Annotated in this window: 13 protein-coding genes and 2 pseudogenes; 11 read left to right on the top strand and 4 right to left on the bottom strand. The window is 51.5% G+C overall.

Annotated features, from left to right (window positions below):
* Window positions 1–191: 191 nt before the first annotated feature.
* The 6 genes from ACQUTP_RS24450 (at window position 192) to ACQUTP_RS24475 (ending at window position 6,212) form a co-directional block, all read left to right on the top strand.
* Window positions 192–470, top strand: coding sequence for a replication regulatory protein RepA (locus tag ACQUTP_RS24450; protein WP_004199332.1), 279 nt, complete (start codon window positions 192–194; stop codon window positions 468–470).
* A 216-nt stretch (window positions 471–686) separates the two neighbouring features.
* On the top strand, window positions 687–764 hold the full coding sequence (gene tap, locus ACQUTP_RS24455; protein WP_004171457.1) for a RepA leader peptide Tap: 78 nt from the start codon (window positions 687–689) through the stop codon (window positions 762–764).
* Window positions 757–1,614: an incFII family plasmid replication initiator RepA gene (repA, locus tag ACQUTP_RS24460; RefSeq protein WP_023307528.1), complete on the top strand. Its 858-nt coding sequence runs from the start codon at window positions 757–759 to the stop codon at window positions 1,612–1,614. Before tap ends, repA begins: the two co-directional genes overlap by 8 nt.
* 1,440 nt (window positions 1,615–3,054) lie before the next feature.
* Complete coding sequence (locus ACQUTP_RS24465; RefSeq protein WP_428902472.1) at window positions 3,055–4,086, top strand: IS630-like element ISSpu2 family transposase; 1,032 nt, start codon at window positions 3,055–3,057, stop codon at window positions 4,084–4,086.
* The gene (locus tag ACQUTP_RS24470; protein WP_428902471.1) at window positions 4,058–4,978 is read left to right on the top strand and encodes a LysR family transcriptional regulator; all 921 of its coding nucleotides are present in this window, start codon (window positions 4,058–4,060) and stop codon (window positions 4,976–4,978) included. Before ACQUTP_RS24465 ends, ACQUTP_RS24470 begins: the two co-directional genes overlap by 29 nt.
* Before the next feature lie 277 nt (window positions 4,979–5,255).
* A complete protein-coding gene (locus ACQUTP_RS24475) occupies window positions 5,256–6,212 on the top strand; it encodes a helix-turn-helix domain-containing protein (RefSeq protein ID WP_428902470.1) in 957 nt (318 codons plus the stop codon).
* 41 nt (window positions 6,213–6,253) lie between these two features.
* On the opposite strand, the gene ACQUTP_RS24480 is transcribed toward ACQUTP_RS24475, so the two are convergent.
* From ACQUTP_RS24480 to ACQUTP_RS24490, 3 genes are all read right to left on the bottom strand, one after another.
* Window positions 6,254–7,696, bottom strand: coding sequence for a purine-cytosine permease family protein (locus ACQUTP_RS24480; protein WP_428902469.1), 1,443 nt, complete (start codon window positions 7,694–7,696; stop codon window positions 6,254–6,256).
* Between the two features lie 83 nt (window positions 7,697–7,779).
* Complete coding sequence (locus ACQUTP_RS24485; protein WP_428902468.1) at window positions 7,780–8,979, bottom strand: carbohydrate porin; 1,200 nt, start codon at window positions 8,977–8,979, stop codon at window positions 7,780–7,782.
* 265 nt (window positions 8,980–9,244) lie between these two features.
* A protein-coding gene (locus ACQUTP_RS24490; protein ID WP_428902467.1) for an IS3 family transposase occupies window positions 9,245–10,365 on the bottom strand; the annotation gives its coding sequence in 2 pieces (ribosomal slippage) (window positions 9,245–10,107 and window positions 10,107–10,365; 1,122 coding nt in all).
* A 697-nt stretch (window positions 10,366–11,062) separates the two neighbouring features.
* Here ACQUTP_RS24490 and ACQUTP_RS24495 point away from each other — a divergent pair.
* The 5 genes and pseudogenes from ACQUTP_RS24495 to ACQUTP_RS24515 form a co-directional block, all read left to right on the top strand.
* Window positions 11,063–12,574: an amidase gene (locus tag ACQUTP_RS24495; protein ID WP_060876797.1), complete on the top strand. Its 1,512-nt coding sequence runs from the start codon at window positions 11,063–11,065 to the stop codon at window positions 12,572–12,574.
* 35 nt (window positions 12,575–12,609) lie between these two features.
* Complete coding sequence (gene nthA, locus ACQUTP_RS24500; RefSeq protein ID WP_428902466.1) at window positions 12,610–13,224, top strand: nitrile hydratase subunit alpha; 615 nt, start codon at window positions 12,610–12,612, stop codon at window positions 13,222–13,224.
* A gap of 13 nt (window positions 13,225–13,237) precedes the next feature.
* On the top strand, window positions 13,238–13,891 hold the full coding sequence (nthB, locus tag ACQUTP_RS24505) for a nitrile hydratase subunit beta (RefSeq protein ID WP_428902465.1): 654 nt from the start codon (window positions 13,238–13,240) through the stop codon (window positions 13,889–13,891).
* Window positions 13,888–14,319 (top strand): nitrile hydratase accessory protein, encoded by a 432-nt coding sequence (locus ACQUTP_RS24510; RefSeq protein WP_060876800.1) that lies wholly within the window; start codon window positions 13,888–13,890, stop codon window positions 14,317–14,319. The genes nthB and ACQUTP_RS24510 overlap by 4 nt, the downstream gene beginning before the upstream one ends.
* A gap of 176 nt (window positions 14,320–14,495) precedes the next feature.
* A pseudogene (locus tag ACQUTP_RS24515) lies at window positions 14,496–14,957 on the top strand (IS630-like element ISSpu2 family transposase); the annotation flags it as partial.
* A 55-nt stretch (window positions 14,958–15,012) separates the two neighbouring features.
* Here the strand turns inward: ACQUTP_RS24515 and ACQUTP_RS24520 are convergent.
* Window positions 15,013–15,255 (bottom strand): annotated as a pseudogene (locus tag ACQUTP_RS24520) (IS5/IS1182 family transposase); the annotation flags it as partial.
* Between the last annotated feature and the right edge of the window lie 108 nt (window positions 15,256–15,363).

The following is a 15,363-nucleotide window of genomic DNA, read 5'->3' on the forward strand; positions in this document are numbered from 1 at the left end:
TGGGGCTACTCTCCCACTCTCTAAAAGAGGACATAGGCATCTCATTCAGTTGAAATTTGTACGCCAATACAAATTACAATTTTAGAAAGGATCTCTTGCAAATTGAAAGTAAGTTATTGATTTGCAGGATCTGAGAGTTCTGTAGTATCCTCCGTTCCGAAGACATTTCTGAGGTGTCAGGAGAGCGATAAATGTCACGTTCAGCAGATAAAACCACTTCCTCTACGAATGCAAAACGTGCATACCGGAAAGGTAAGCCAATGTCTGCCAGTGAGAGGCAGCTTGCCGCAATTGCGCGGAAACGCGAAACTCATAAAGAAGTTAAGGTTTTTGTTAAAAACCCACTAAAGGACGTGATGATAGCGGTTTGTGAGGAAGAAGGTCTGACACAAGCCCAGTTTATCGAGAAACTCCTCGAGCGAGAGCTTACAGAACGTGGTCTTATAGATGTAAAGACTTCACATTCTTGATCATGTTTTTATTGAGTGCTAGATTGTTGATGGTCTGAATAATTTTGGGTGTGCCACGCCCTAAGGTGGCAGGGAACTGGTTCTGATGAGGTATCTACCCGGGACCAGAAAAGCAAAAACCCCGATAATCTTCTTCAATCTTGGCGGAAGGAAAAGATTAACGGGGCCTTCATAAACTGCATAGAACGTGTTGCTCTATGGGAGGAGTATATGTACATGCTCAGAAAACTTCAAGATCAGTTTCTGTGTCATTCGCTCCTTCCGTGCAACATAAGCGCAGGAAGCGGTGACTGATATCCTTCAAAACCACTATTCACAGGTTAAAAACCCGAATCCGGTATTCACGCCGCGTGAAGGGAAAAAGACCCTGCCGTTCTGCCGTAAGCTGATGGCGAAAGCCGAAGGCTTCACGTCCCGTTTTGATTTTTCCATTCATGTGGCGTTTTTGCGTTCGCTGGGTAAGCGGCACAGGATGCCACCACTGTTGCGCCGGCGTGCAATTGACGCGCTACTGCAGGCAATGTGTTTTCACTATGATCCGCTGGCCAATCGCGTGCAGCGCTCGATTACCAATATGGCCATCGAGTGTGGACTGGCCACCGAGTCCAGGAGCGGTAACCTGTCAGTCAGCCGTGCCACCCGGGCGCTGAAGTTTCTGGCGGAGCTGGGGCTCATCACCTATCAGACGGAATATGACCCGCAGATCGGCTGTAACATCCCGACCGATATCACCTTCACCCCGGCTCTGTTTTCCGCGCTTGACGTTTCTGAGGTGGCTGTGGTGGCCGCGCGCCGCAGCCGTGTGGAGTGGGAAAACCTGCAGCGCAAAAAGCAGAAAATGAAACCCCTGGAGATGGACGAGCTGATCGCAAAAGCGTGGCGGTTCGTGCGTGAGCGTTTTCGCAGCTACCAGTCTGAACGCAAAAGTCACGGCCGGAAGCGGGCAACCGCCAGGCGGGATGCTTCACGGCAGCGTAAGGATATCGAGACGCGCGTGCGTCAGCAACTGACCCGGGAGTACGCCACCGGCCGCTTCAGGGGCGATCATGAAGCGCTCAAGCGTGAGGTTGAGCGTCGTGTGCAGGAGCGCATGCTGCTGTCGCGCGGGAACAACTACACGCGACTGGCCACTGTCCCCATATAACATTACCTTCCTTAAAAAATCCGGCCGGCGCCGGAGGCTTTCGCACGCCTGTTGGCCGGCTACTACGTATTATCTTATCTTCAGGTCTGCTTTCCTCACCATAATTCCGGTCTTCCTGGCGTCAACGTGGCCTTAAATGTTATCGCCGGCGTCACTTCTGACGGCCGATTTCTGTTATCCACATATAACTGCAAGGGAGTATTTCATATAGCGCTAACCGATGTTTTCTCAAAGCGCTGCTCGTCGTCCTTTCAGGGCGCGTGGTTCCTTTTAAACATCAGCTCTGTATCTCTTTTAAAGATCCTTTAATAAATCCTGTAAACACATAACCTGTTCATCGCCTGCCCTGTGGACAGGCTGCGGAGAATGCCCGCCCTTGCAGCGACCTGACGGTCGCGCCGGTTCGGCAACATCAGAAAGAGCTCCCATCGCTTCGCGACGGGCCCCGACCGGAGAACCACATTAGTTACAGCATTCATAAGGAAGTTAATCATAAAACCGGCGCCGGTTTGCCGGCCAGGTGCCCCTCTCCACCACTGAAAAGCGCCGCCGCCCCCGGCCGAAGGCCGGGAGTAGTGTCGCTTTTAATGATGGGTGTTGTAACTACTCTTCTTCATCGCTGTGGGTGGAGCTGCGGTGAGCTGTCTGGTACACGCTCGTAAGCGGCCCTGCGGCCCGCTAACGCGGAGATACGCCCCGACTGCGTGGAGATGCTCCTGAGACGTTTTTAGCGGGTATAGCTTTGCAGCTACCGTGTTAAGTTCCCTGATGCCGCTGAAATAACTGAAGAACATCCCCCTAAGTGTCAGCAGCAAGCTGCCGCCGCCAAGGCCCCGGAAATCACGCCCTTTACGTCGTAAACGCCGTAAAGCCCGCTCACCGGGGTTAAAAGGGATTACCTTAACTTCTTCATTGCTGTTAGCGGGTTAAGGCTAATCAGGGCAGGGGGTAGGGTGGCAGAATTTATAGCCCGGCAACCGGCTACGCCGGGTTTTCGGCGCCATTTGACTCCACAGACACATGTAACCTCATCTGGCGCCTCCATGCCGCTGACGCGGCATCCAGAAGCTTCCCGATGCTGTAAGTCTCAACGTCAGCTTTGTGCCATGCTAGAAATAATGTTGCGTAGCGGAAAAACGCAATTATACATAATTGGGTTGGAAACTAACTGGTTTAAGTCCCTAAAGTATGCACGGTGCAAAATCGAGGCCTGGCGCATACTCTATACCCAGAGACGCCCTCATCCTGAGCAGGACTGAATGACCTCATCCGAATTTGCTGAAAAGCCTGCCGCCAGGATATGCAGCCAACATGTGGCCGGTTGTTCCTGATTATGACTAAATAGCTGCGCGGAATAGTAGATCACTTTGAGGGAACTCAGCCCGAATTGTGCGATCTGATCAATCGCTGAATATCCCAAATCACCAACCGGACTGAGCGATGCCGATCATAGCACCAATTCCCCGTGACGAACGACGCCTGATGCAGAAAGCTATCCATAAAACGCGTGATAAAAATTATGCCCGCAGACTGACCGCCATGCTGATGTTGCACCGGGGCGAGCGCGTCAGTCATGTGGCCAGAACACTCTGCTGTGCCCGCTCATCGATTGGTCGCTGGATTAACTGGTTCACTCTGTCTGGTGCTGAAGGCCTGAAGTCATTACCGTCAGGACGTGGCAGGCGCTGGCCGTTCGAACATATTTGCGCATTGCTGCGTGAGCTTGTGAAGCATTCTCCCGGCGATTTCGGTTATCAGCGTTCCCGCTGGAGTACCGAACTGCTGGCGATAAAAATCCGTGATGTCACCGGTTGTCCACTACATGCCTCAACCATCCGGAGATGGTTACCTGCTGCCGGGCTGGTATGGCGCAGAGCAGCGCCGACACTGCGTATCCGTGACCCACACAAAGAAGAAAAAATGGTCGCTATCCATGAAGCACTGGCGAAATGCAGTGCGGAATATCCCGTGTTTTACGAAGATGAAGTGGATATTCATCTCAACCCGAAAATCGGTGCTGACTGGCAGTTACGCGGGCAGCAAAAACGTGTTGTCACACCGGGCCAGAATGAAAAGTACTATCTTGCCGGTGCGCTGCACAGCGGTACGGGAAAAGTCAGCTACGTAGGTGGAAACAGTAAAGGTTCATCTTTATTTATCAGACTGTTAAAACATCTTAAGGCGACATACCGGCGGGCAAAAACGATTACGCTCATTGTCGATAACTACATTATCCACAAAAGCCGTGAAACGTTGCGCTGGCTGAAAGCAAACCAGAAGTTCAGGGTCATTTATCAGCCGGTTTACTCGCCATGGGTCAATCATGTCGAACGGTTGTGGCAGGCGCTTCATGAGACAATAACCCGGAATCACCAGTGCCGTTCAATGTGGCAACTGTTGAAAAAGGTTCATCACTTTATGGATACCGTCAGCCCATTCCCCGGTGGAAAACACGGGCTGGCTAAAGTGTAGCGGTATTAGGATCAGTTATTTAGACCTTAATCTTTTCAAAGTGCTGGAAGCGTTGTACGAAGAGGAAAGCGCAGGGCGTGCCGCGCTGCGGTTGGGGATCACCCAGTCAGCGGTGAGCGCGGCGCTCAATCGTCTCCGAAAGATTTATGGCGATCATCTGTTTGAAAGAACGGGCAGGGGACTTAAACCGACCACCAAAGCCAGCGAGTTAAAAAGTTCTGTCGGTGATATTTTGGAAAAATGTCGTCAGACGCTGCCGCCGGCAGTGGGCGGCCCCGATGATTTTACCGGGCGGACCGTTATTCTGGCCGCGTCTAATGACTTTGAGATAGTGTGGGGTAAAAAAATCATCCAGTTATTGCAGGTGCTGGCATCGGGACTACGATTGCAGTTCCGGCAAAGTAACGCTCACCTGGTTCAGGATATGTTGATGCATCGCAATGCGGATATCGCAGTCACTGCCGGTGGCATCCGCTCCACCCTCCTGTCGAAGGAGCTGCTTGGGACGGGAACCTATTCGTGTATTTTTGATGGTGAACGACGTGAAATGGATATCGAAGACTATCTGAACAGAAATCACGTACTGGTTTCCTCCGGCGGTTTTGTCGGCATTGTGGATGAGAAACTGGCGGAGATCGGCAGAGGCCGAAAGGTGATTGCATCCACCACCCATTTCTCCGCATTGCCCTGGCTGATAAAAGGCACGGATGCGATAGCGACCGTTCCGCACCACGCTGCACGGGCCATCGCGGAGGTCGCAGGACTTCATGTGGTGGCCTGTCCGCTGATATTGCCTGCCTACTCTGTTGAACTGGCGATACGCTCGGATAGCCGACGCGACGCTGCGATTATGGAGGTGAAAAAAGCGCTACTTGAGATTATCCGTTTGTAGGTTAATGGTTTTTCGCCAGGAAAATGAAGGTCTGGAGTCGCGTCGGTTATGGCGCGCACTGCGTTTATTGCACTGAACGCGTGCGTGAGCGGTGCTAACGTGGTGCGGAAATAAGATTTTTTATACTTTTTTCTCAAATAATACTGAGGAAAAAAGCTGTTGACTGGCGCGCTTCTGAATAAAATTCGGTTCTCTTAAGTCAGTCCGCCAAATTCGTTATCCTGGCGCTCTATTTGCATGGTTATGAATAGTCGGGTTTGTAACACAGGAAAACCGAATGAACCTTTACTATTCAACAGATTCCGTCGAATGTAACCAAAGACTCGGATACTGGACAGATGTCATCTGTAAACATTGCATTCCGGCAAGCTCCAGGTTTGAGACAGTAAAAAACTTCAGCGCCTCGCTGAACGTCAGACGCTTTGACGATCTTGAGGTTACAACCATTAGTTCATCGCCGCATGATTGGGAAAGAACCGCAAACTATTTGAGAAAAACGTCGGAAGATGATTACTGGTTGGGATTTATCGAGAAAGGCTACACCTTCTTCGAGCAGGACGGGAGAGAGGTTCACTTGCGAGAAGGCGACATCACGCTTTACGATGCGTCGAAGCCGTTTAGAAATCATATTGATGCATCGGCCATGCATGTAGTACGTATTCCTCGTGCGGGGATAGAAAAGAAAATCCCTGGCATCGATAATTTTATCGCAATGATGCTGGATAAAAATGCCCCGTTCATGAGACCAATGCGTGAAATGCTACTTGAGATGACCAGACGTGGGGCCAGTGAAGAGCTTTTTTTGTCGGGGAATGCTTATGCCGGGGAATGCTCCAGGCTGCTTTTGGAGTTGATAAGTAGTTGCATCAATTTGCAGTCGGCAGGGTATGGAAATAAAGACTATAAATCTTACGCCCGTATTATTAATTACATTCAAAGAAATATTGGAGATAGTGAATTAACGCTGAAGAAAATTGCAGGCGATAATCATATTTCAACCCGAACATTGACGAGAATTTTTGCCAGATATGGACAGTCGCCCATGAGTATTGTCTGGCAGAAACGGCTGGATTTATGCAAAAAAATACTCAGTGATGGACATGCAAAAAATATTACTCAGGTAGCATTAGAATATGGATTCAAAGATATGTCGCATTTTAGTCAGGCGTTCAAGAAACAGTTTGGTATGACGCCTAAAGAAGTCTATTCCAGAAATAAATTCTATTTTGTTTAAATGAAACCGATGGCACAGTCTGTGCCATCGGGCTGTCATCGTTATTTCTTCTGTCTTATCCACTGAGTGGTCATATCAGTAGGGAATTTTTTAAAATAAAACTTCCCTTTGGTAATGATACTGATAATAACATGAATAATGGGGCCAAGTATCATGGCGATGAATGAAGCATATAACATGGGATATATGCCTAAAACACCTGCGGCGCCGACGGCAACGGAAATAAATAGCGACACCACTCCCGCGGGATTATATTTATATAGATACTCCTTTCTGTATTCCACAAAATCGCCTGGTGCAAGATTAAGCATTTTTCGGCAGATATAGTAGTCAGCAAGAATAATGAAAACCCACGTATTGGTAAGGATTCCGCTAATCGTTAGAAACGTTGCCGTGTGTTCTAATACGTTGAAAGAGTAAAACACGATCCCGAGAATCAAGACGAGGAGCATCCACCATTGCCGTCCTGGGCGGAAGTTGAAGGCCATGTCCATCGTATTGGATAAGGCAATAGAACCGGAATAAAGATTCAGTACGTTAATTCTTATCTGTGTAACAATGGCAAAGATAACACCGATAGCGGAAATAATTAACGGAAATACAAACCCCGGGTCCATAGCAAGTGACCAGGGATCGCCATTGGTTATATGAGGAATAAGCGTATAGGCGATGAACGCTCCGAACAGCATGACCGCCACCACCGGTAACAGCATACCCAGCATAATAGCCATGGTTCCTTTATAGCTCACATTCGCTCTGGCAAACCGTCCATAGTCGGTGCCCATCAGCCCCTGAAAGACAATTTGGCCGTTGGCCATGCTGAATACCAGCCATAGCGCATTACTGTCGACTTCGTTTCTCGCTTTCCAGTCATCAAATCCTGCAACGGGATAATGGTGAACCAATTGCCAGATACAAAACCCGAACAGGACAATAAAGATTGGGCCGCCCCAGGTTTGCAAGAATTGCAATGACGTCATGCCTTTCCAGACAAAGAAAATGGCAAACAGGCCAATGACAGAAAAGATGGCAATGCCGGCGAAAGAATTGATAGCAATGCCGTAATAATTAGCTATTGCATGCGAGACAATGGTGCCTTCAAAGAGAAAATAGAATATGAAGTTAATAGCATAAATAAAGGAAGTTAAAGCTGAACCCATATAACCAAATCCCAATCCACGCGTGAGCAGGTTCAGGGATAACCCTTCCTTGCTGGCCAGTTTCATGGTGCAGGATCCAATCAGTGTGGCAAATATCACCATATAGGTGACAGGCAGTAACATGTATGGCCAGCCAACCTGGTAACTAATGCCGGCGCCAAAACTGAACCAGAACATGGCGGTAGAATTTCCAAGAAGCACAACAATGATCGCAGGAATAGGCCATCGATAGTGGGAGGGAACACGTCCTACGGCATAGTCTTCGACAGCTTCTGCTTTGGAAATATTTTGAGGGCCTTGAAACCACGACTTCATTCTACTCATTTTTATTTATTCCTCTGGTAAAAAGCCCCATTCAAATGAGTATGGATGGGGAATTAGTTAATCAATAACGCTGTTTTTTGGCATTACCAGGCGATTTCAGCCTGAACACCAACAGAAACCTGATGATCTTTGTCGTCACTAAAGCTGAAACCGTCGTTCTCGTTATTCAGCGCTTTTAAAAAAGAGGTATAGAAGCGAATTTCCGGCCGGGAAGTCAGCATGCTGGTGTCTACTTTCAGAGCGTGATAAAGCGTCACTTTATAGCCAGATTCATGATAGCTTTGACCGTTAGACTTATTGGTCTGATTGAAATAAGCGAGCTCTGTCCCCGTCTGGTTATATTGATCCCAGATCCATGCTGGCCGAAGCACCAGGCGCAGGCTATTAAAATCTGTATGGGCACCGGTATTGTAACTATACAAATCGTTGCCAGTACTCAAGACTGCAGTATTGGCGAGCAGGATCCGATCGCTAAGGTAGTTTTCGCCCTGGGTAATCAATCGGTATGCTACTCCGCCGGAATGGTCCCCATAATAATAATCATTTGCTCCGTATTCCGGATTCGATGAATCAAGACCTATGAAACTGCTACCGATGGCATTGTTGGCGATCTGGAATACAAAGTCATTGAAATCCTTGTTGTCATATTTTTGATGCAGGAGTGCGGTGCCCAGCCAGGCATCTTTTAGCTTAAAGTATTGGTGGTCGTTTTCGCCCCGTTTCTGCTCGTCCGTCTTGTTGGCGAAATTATATCTGGCTGACAGAGACAGACTGGCTTTATCCCATAGCGGAATGTCATGCCAATTAAGGTTAACAAGATTGGTATTCACGCTGGTGGTATCGGAATAGTCTCTGGCGTAATTTTTCAGATCCTGACGGCCGACGGAAATATCAAGTTTACTGTTGCCAAGTGGAATGTTCTCAATCCCGAAGCCGCTGGCGGCGTCATGGCGGATTGCTTTCCAGTCGAGCATCTGGATCTCATGTTCACCGGATGCTTTAAATAATACGGCATGGAGGTTATGGTTGTTGATAATCGCCGGTTTGTAACTTGATACTACTCCCAGTTTGGCGACGGAGGTTTCTTTAATCATTTCATGATTAATCCATGTGTTGTCATAGTCAATAATGAGCAGGTCTACTTTATTATCAGATTCGCAGATCCTGTTTTCCAGTTGGTCCCACTGTAATACAGAACCAAAAATAGATTTTATTTTATTATTAAAACCCGCATCTTCTGTAATTGCACCAATACAAAGGGTGCACGGAGTGTATGATTCCATCGTATCAGCCTTGATTACTCTTTACTGTGTTTGTGCCACGCTGGGCTGTCACGAATTCGGTAGAGTCTCTCAGTCCTGAATGTTACTCATTTTGGTTTAGTACGCTTTATTATTAAAGACAGTTTCTGTTGCTGGAGAGACAAACCGCCTGGTTAGTCAGGTTGCTCTTGATTGGTGCGCTCCGTTTATTTTGGTGCGTTTACTGCACTGTTTTAATCCGAAAGGACTAGACTCCCTGACCTGCCCCCAGTATTAGATACAACGATCAGTTAGTAATGTCGGTTTGTTTACCTTCTAATTTTCCATTTCTCCAGCTTGCTGCAAATTCAGCCGGCGTCTGGTAATTCAGCGATGAATGAGGTCTGGACTCGTTGTAGTCCTGCCGCCAGTTATTAATGATTTTCCGAGCATGAAGAATATCGCTGAACCAGTGTTCATTCAGGCATTCATCCCGAAAGCGACCGTTGAAACTCTCAATAAACCCGTTCTGCGTTGGCTTACCTGGCTGGATAAGTCGCAACTCCACACCATGCTCAAAGGCCCATTGTTCGAGCGCGCGGCAGGTAAATTCCGGGCCCTGATCGGTTCTTATTGTCGCCGGATAGCCACGAAAGAGCGCGATGCTGTCCAGAATACGCGTGACCTGAACACCTGAAATACCGAAAGCAGCGGTGATCGTCAGACACTCCTTCGTGAAATCATCCACACAAGTCAGGCACTTAATCCGGCGGCCGCTGGCAAGTGCATCCATGACAAAATCCATCGACCATGTCAGGTTAGGCGCATCCGGGCGAAGAAGCGGAAGCCGCTCAGTCGCCAGACCTTTACGACGTCGTCTGCACTTCACACTCAGGCCGTTAAGGTGGTAAATGCGGTATACCCGCTTGTGGTTGACGTGAAGGCCCTCCCGACGTAATAACTGCCAGATGCGCCGGTAACCAAAACGCCTTCGTTCGAGTGCCAGCTCAGTGATGCGCCCTGATAAATGCGTATCAGCCGCCGGACGCTGAGCCTCATAACGGCAGGTCGACAGGGACAAACCTGTAAGCCTGCAGGCACGACGTTGCGACAGACCGGTCGCATCACACATAAACTCAACGGTTTCCCGCTTCTGGTCTGTCGTCAGTACTTTCGCCCCAGAGCCACCTGGAGTGCCTCCTTATCCAGCATGGCTTCGGCAAGCAGCTTCTTGAGTCTGGCGTTCTCTTCCTCAAGCGACTTCAGGCGCTTAACCTCGGGCACTTCCATACCGCCATACTTCTTGCGCCACGTGTTAAAGGTGGCGTCGGAAATGGCGTGCTTGCGGCAGAGCTCACGGGCAGAAACCCCGGCTTCAGCCTCGCGGAGAATACTGATGATCTGTTCGTCGGAAAAACGCTTCTTCATGGGGGTGTCCTCATGTGGCTTATGAAGACATTACTAACATCACGGTGTATTAATCAACGGGGAGCAGGTCACATTCCCTTCCGGTTTGCGGAAGCGCGGTTGGAAAGCGAGTTTGTCTCGGGCGCCGCTGCTCTCGGATTTCTTGGGCTGCTGGGGCATCGACCAAAGGCGGGAGATGGGATACAAGAAGACGCCAATGGTGGTGACTGGTCTGTCGGCTAGGACATCAAGTGCGGCAGGCTTAATCTCTTGTCTCAGGCGGCGCTGAATATCGGTTTTCCCGACTTCTACTACTTAAGCCACGCTTTCCGCAAAGCCTTTGTCGTCTCTTCTGAAAAGCTGATGTTTCAGAAGTGGTAATTTTGTCTTACTGGCGAATAGCTGGTCAAATTCTCAAGAAAGACAACTTCTCAGGTGATTATTTTAAATTGATTGATTTCTAAGTACTTTGCTATTTCTATCCTGCACCGTACATACATTTCCCTGACGATCGCCGAGCTGGCTCAAACAATACAAAAATTGTCTTTCCGAACCAAGCAGCACCGGGTGTGATCGGCCTAGAGTGTTCCTTGCACCGTTGCTGCATTAGACCATCCTCTATGGGATGAGCTTAGCCACGCGACGTCTCCGTACTCACTATTTTTCCCGCATATCCATACGCATCATTTCGATTGGGGGGAATAAGGAAAGAAAATTTATGGCTATCACGCGACCCACTCCAGAACAGCTCCAGGCGCTCGCCCAACGTTTGCATATGCAGTTGACGCCGAAACAGGCAGGTGAATATCTCAGCCTGATGCAGGGAAGTTTCGATGCATATGATCTTATCGACCAACAGCCCGATGACATTCCAGAAATTCGTTATCCGCGCACGGCGGGTTACCGTCCCACCGACGCGGAAAACCCGCACAACGCCTGGTGTTACAAAAGCGAGGTAAAAGGGGCAGGGGAGGGCAAGCTGGCCGGACATACCGTGGCCCTTAAGGACAACGTGGCGCTGGCTGGTGTGCCGATGATGAGCGGCGCCGCCGCGCTGGAAGGTTTCGTTCCGTCTTATGACGCTACGGTGGTGACACGTCTGCTGGACGCTGGTGCCACCATTCTCGGCAAGGCCAACTGTGAACATTACTGTCTGTCAGGTGGCAGCCACACCTCGGATGCGGGGCCGGTGCACAACCCGCTGCGTCACGGCTATTCCGCTGGCGGCTCATCCTCGGGTAGTGCGGCGCTGGTGGCCTCCGGTGACGTGGACATGGCCATCGGCGGCGATCAGGGGGGCTCCATCCGCATCCCCGCTGCATTTTGCGGCATCTACGGTATGAAGCCGACACACGGTCTGGTGCCCTACACCGGTATCATGCCCATCGAAGCCACCGTGGATCACGCCGGGCCAATGACGGCCAACGTGCGCGACAATGCGCTGATGCTGGAGGTCATCGCCGGTGAGGACGGACTGGATCCGCGTCAGTACGCGCCCAAAGTTGAGGCTTACAGCGAAGCGCTGGGCCGGGGCGTGGACGGATTGAAGATCGGTATCCTGACTGAAGGTTTCCAGTTGCCGAATATGGATATGCGGGTGGAGGCGAAGGTGCATGAAGCCATTGCCCGTTTGGAAAGGATGGGGGCCATGGTCGGGACGGCGTCAGTGGCGGAGCACGGTCTGGCGGGGGCGCTGTGGCAATCTATCGGCTGCGAAGGGCTGATGATGCAGATGATGCACAACGGCATGGGCTTTAACTGGAACGGTCAATACGACATCGCACTGCTGGACAAGCAGATCGGTTGGCGCGACCAGGCTGACTTACTCTCCGCGCCGCTCAAGCTGTGCATGTTCGTCGGCCAGTACGGGCTGGAGCGCTATCACGGCCGCTATTACGCCAAGGCCCAGAATATCCGGCGCAGGGTCATCGCCAGCTATGAGCGGGCGCTGGATCGGTATGACCTGCTAGTGATGCCGACGTTGCCGATTGTCTCCCAGCCATTGCCGGAGGCGGGCTGTCCGATGCCGGAGTTCGTGCACCGGGCGCTGGAAATGCTCGGCAACACGGTGCCGCAGAACATCACCGGCCATCCGGCCATGACTGTGCCCTGCGGTTTGGTGGACGATTTGCCAGTAGGGCTGATGCTGGTGGGGCGGCGTTACTCGGAAAGCACGCTCTACCAGGCTGCCGCCGTGCTTGAAGCGCTTGGCGACTGGCGACGTTTTTAACCGTCATTGGTTCCACACTGATACAGGAGAATGATATGAGCTATCAACATGAACACGATCATACCGAACCGCCAGAGGAGATCGTCCTGCGGGTCAAGGCGCTGGAGTCGCTGCTGCTAGAGAAAGGTATGATCGATCTGGCGGCGCTCGATCAACTGGTTGACACCTATGAGCATAAGGTCGGGCCTCGGAATGGCGCACAAGTAGTGGCGAAAGCCTGGGCGGATCCGGCGTATAAGGCGCGGCTGCTGGCGGACGGCACCAAAGCCATCGCTGAACTGGGCTTTTCTGGCGTCCAGGGCGAGGACATGGTGGTAGTGGAAAACACCGCTGCGGTACATAACGTATTCGTCTGTACCTTGTGCTCCTGCTACCCCTGGCCGGTGCTGGGTCTGCCGCCGGTATGGTTCAAGTCCGCGCCGTACCGTTCGCGCATTGTCATTGAGCCACGTGCGGTGCTGGCCGAATTCGGTTTGAACATTCCCGAAAACAAAGAGGTGCGCGTTTGGGACAGCAGCGCCGAACTGCGCTATCTGGTGCTGCCTGAGCGCCCTGCGGGCACAGAAGGCTGGAGTGAAGCGCAGTTGGCGGAGCTGGTCACGCGCGATTCGATGATTGGCACCGGCCTGCCCTGGCTGCCCGGCGAGTGAGGGGGAGCAAGCAATGAACGGGATACACGATCTAGGCGGCATGCACGGCATGGGGCCGGTGATTGGCGAAGCCAATGAGCCGGTGTTTCATCATGACTGGGAACGCCGGGTTTTCTCGCTGTTTCCCGGGTTGTTCGTCGGCGGTTATTTTAACGTGGACGAATTCCGCCATGCCATTGAGCGTATGGATCCGGCCCAGTACCTGGAGGAAAGCTATTACGAGCACTGGCTGCATTCGTTCGAAACCCTGTTGCTGGAAAAGGGGGTGATCACCGCCGCCGAATTACAAGGTGCGGTGAAACCGGTACCATGCCCGCCCGGTACGCCAGTATTAACGCCGGAGATGGCCGATATGGTGATGAAAACCGGCGCATCGGCGCGCATTGACCACGATGCAGTCTCCCGTTTCCAGGTGGGAGACCGGGTGAGGACCAAAAATATTAACCCGTCTACCCACACGCGTATGCCGCGCTACGTGCGAGGCAAGATTGGCACCATCGAGATCGCCCACGGGGTGTTCGGCACGCCGGATACGCTGGCGCATAGTCTGGGGGCGCATCCCCAGCACGTTTATAGCGTGAGCTTCACCGCTCGGGAATTGTGGGGCAACACGCTGCCAGACCGCGTGTACATTGATCTTTGGGACGACTATCTGGAGGCACCATGAGCAACGACTACGCAGCGATTAGCCTCCCGCGTGACGAAGGCGTGCCGGTTTTCGACCATCCCTGGCAGGCGCAGGCATTTTCTCTGATCGTTCACCTGCATCAGGCCGGACATTTCGCCTGGAAGGAATGGGTCAAGGTATTTAGTGACGAGATCAAAGCCGCACCCGCACGGCCCGGTGAGAGTGTGAATGATGCCTACTACCGCCAGTGGGCCGCGGCGATGGAGAACATGGTGGCCTCGCTGGGCGTGGCGGGAGAACAGGAAATCGCATCGAGGGTGCAGGAGTGGCGGCACGCCTATCTCAACACACCTCATGGTCAGCCTGTCGTGCTGGCGAACGCGGCGTGCCCGCCAGCGCACGATCATCACCACGCGCCTCAGCGCGTCCCGGTGACGGTGAGTCCGGCGGTTGATCCACAACCTTAAACGAAGGAGAAGTATGATGAGTGACATGACAATGACAACCGACGTTCAGGCCGAGCCAATACCGTTGGTGGAGCTAAATAACTGTTCGGAATAGTAGATCACTTTGAGGGAACTCAGCCCGAATTGTGCGATCTGATCAATCGCTGAATATCCCAAATCACCAACCGGACTGAGCGATGCCGATCATAGCACCAATTCCCCGTGACGAACGACGCCTGATGCAGAAAGCTATCCATAAAACGCGTGATAAAAATTATGCCCGCAGACTGACCGCCATGCTGATGTTGCACCGGGGCGAGCGCGTCAGTCATGTGGCCAGAACACTCTGCTGTGCCCGCTCATCGATTGGTCGCTGGATTAACTGGTTCACTCTGTCTGGTGCTGAAGGCCTGAAGTCATTACCGTCAGGACGTGGCAGGCGCTGGCCGTTCGAACATATTTGCGCATTGCTGCGTGAGCTTGTGAAGCATTCTCCCGGCGATTTCGGTTATCAGCGTTCCCGCTGGAGTACCGAACTGCTGGCGATAAAAATCCGTGATGTCACCGGTTGTCCGCTACATGCCTCAACCATCCGGAGATGGTTACCTGCTGCCGGGCTGGTATGGCGCAGAGCAGCGCCGACACTGCGCATCCGTGACGGCGTTGTTGAATAAATCAGATTCGGGGCGAGTGTCCCTGTAGCTGGTTGTGTTTTCAGGCAATGCGCACGCTTTCTGGTATGCCTGCCTTCGTCATTTTGTTCAGTGCCCGCACCATGGCCATAGCCTCCGCCACCTGACCATCATAATCACGCAGCGTCAGTGAACCACCCAACAGCTGTTTTATCCGATACATCGCCGTTTCCGCTATCGAGCGACGGTTATAATCTGTTGTCCACTTCCACCGTGCATTGCTCCCGCTCAGTCGCTGATTCGCAACAGCACGGTTGCGGTCTGAAGTGGTTTACTGAATTTGGCCACCTGAACAGAGGTGATATGCTCACCTCAGAACAACACAGGTGCCATAATGAAAAAAAGAAATTTCAGCGCAGAGTTTAAACGCGAA

Origin of the sequence: Klebsiella sp. 2-CIP_Kleb., from assembly GCF_050378715.1 — a bacterium.
Taxonomy (GTDB): Bacteria; Pseudomonadota; Gammaproteobacteria; order Enterobacterales; family Enterobacteriaceae; genus Klebsiella; species Klebsiella quasipneumoniae.

Coding starts and splice junctions, on each gene's coding strand:
- ACQUTP_RS24450 (WP_004199332.1), top strand. CDS start 192: ATGTCACGTTCAGCAGATAAAACCACTTCCTCTACGAATGCAAAACGT.
- tap (WP_004171457.1), top strand. CDS start 687: ATGCTCAGAAAACTTCAAGATCAGTTTCTGTGTCATTCGCTCCTTCCG.
- ACQUTP_RS24465 (WP_428902472.1), top strand. CDS start 3,055: ATGCCGATCATAGCACCAATTCCCCGTGACGAACGACGCCTGATGCAG.
- ACQUTP_RS24475 (WP_428902470.1), top strand. CDS start 5,256: ATGAACCTTTACTATTCAACAGATTCCGTCGAATGTAACCAAAGACTC.
- ACQUTP_RS24480 (WP_428902469.1), bottom strand. CDS start 7,696: ATGAGTAGAATGAAGTCGTGGTTTCAAGGCCCTCAAAATATTTCCAAA.
- ACQUTP_RS24485 (WP_428902468.1), bottom strand. CDS start 8,979: ATGGAATCATACACTCCGTGCACCCTTTGTATTGGTGCAATTACAGAA.
- ACQUTP_RS24495 (WP_060876797.1), top strand. CDS start 11,063: ATGGCTATCACGCGACCCACTCCAGAACAGCTCCAGGCGCTCGCCCAA.
- nthA (WP_428902466.1), top strand. CDS start 12,610: ATGAGCTATCAACATGAACACGATCATACCGAACCGCCAGAGGAGATC.
- nthB (WP_428902465.1), top strand. CDS start 13,238: ATGAACGGGATACACGATCTAGGCGGCATGCACGGCATGGGGCCGGTG.
- ACQUTP_RS24510 (WP_060876800.1), top strand. CDS start 13,888: ATGAGCAACGACTACGCAGCGATTAGCCTCCCGCGTGACGAAGGCGTG.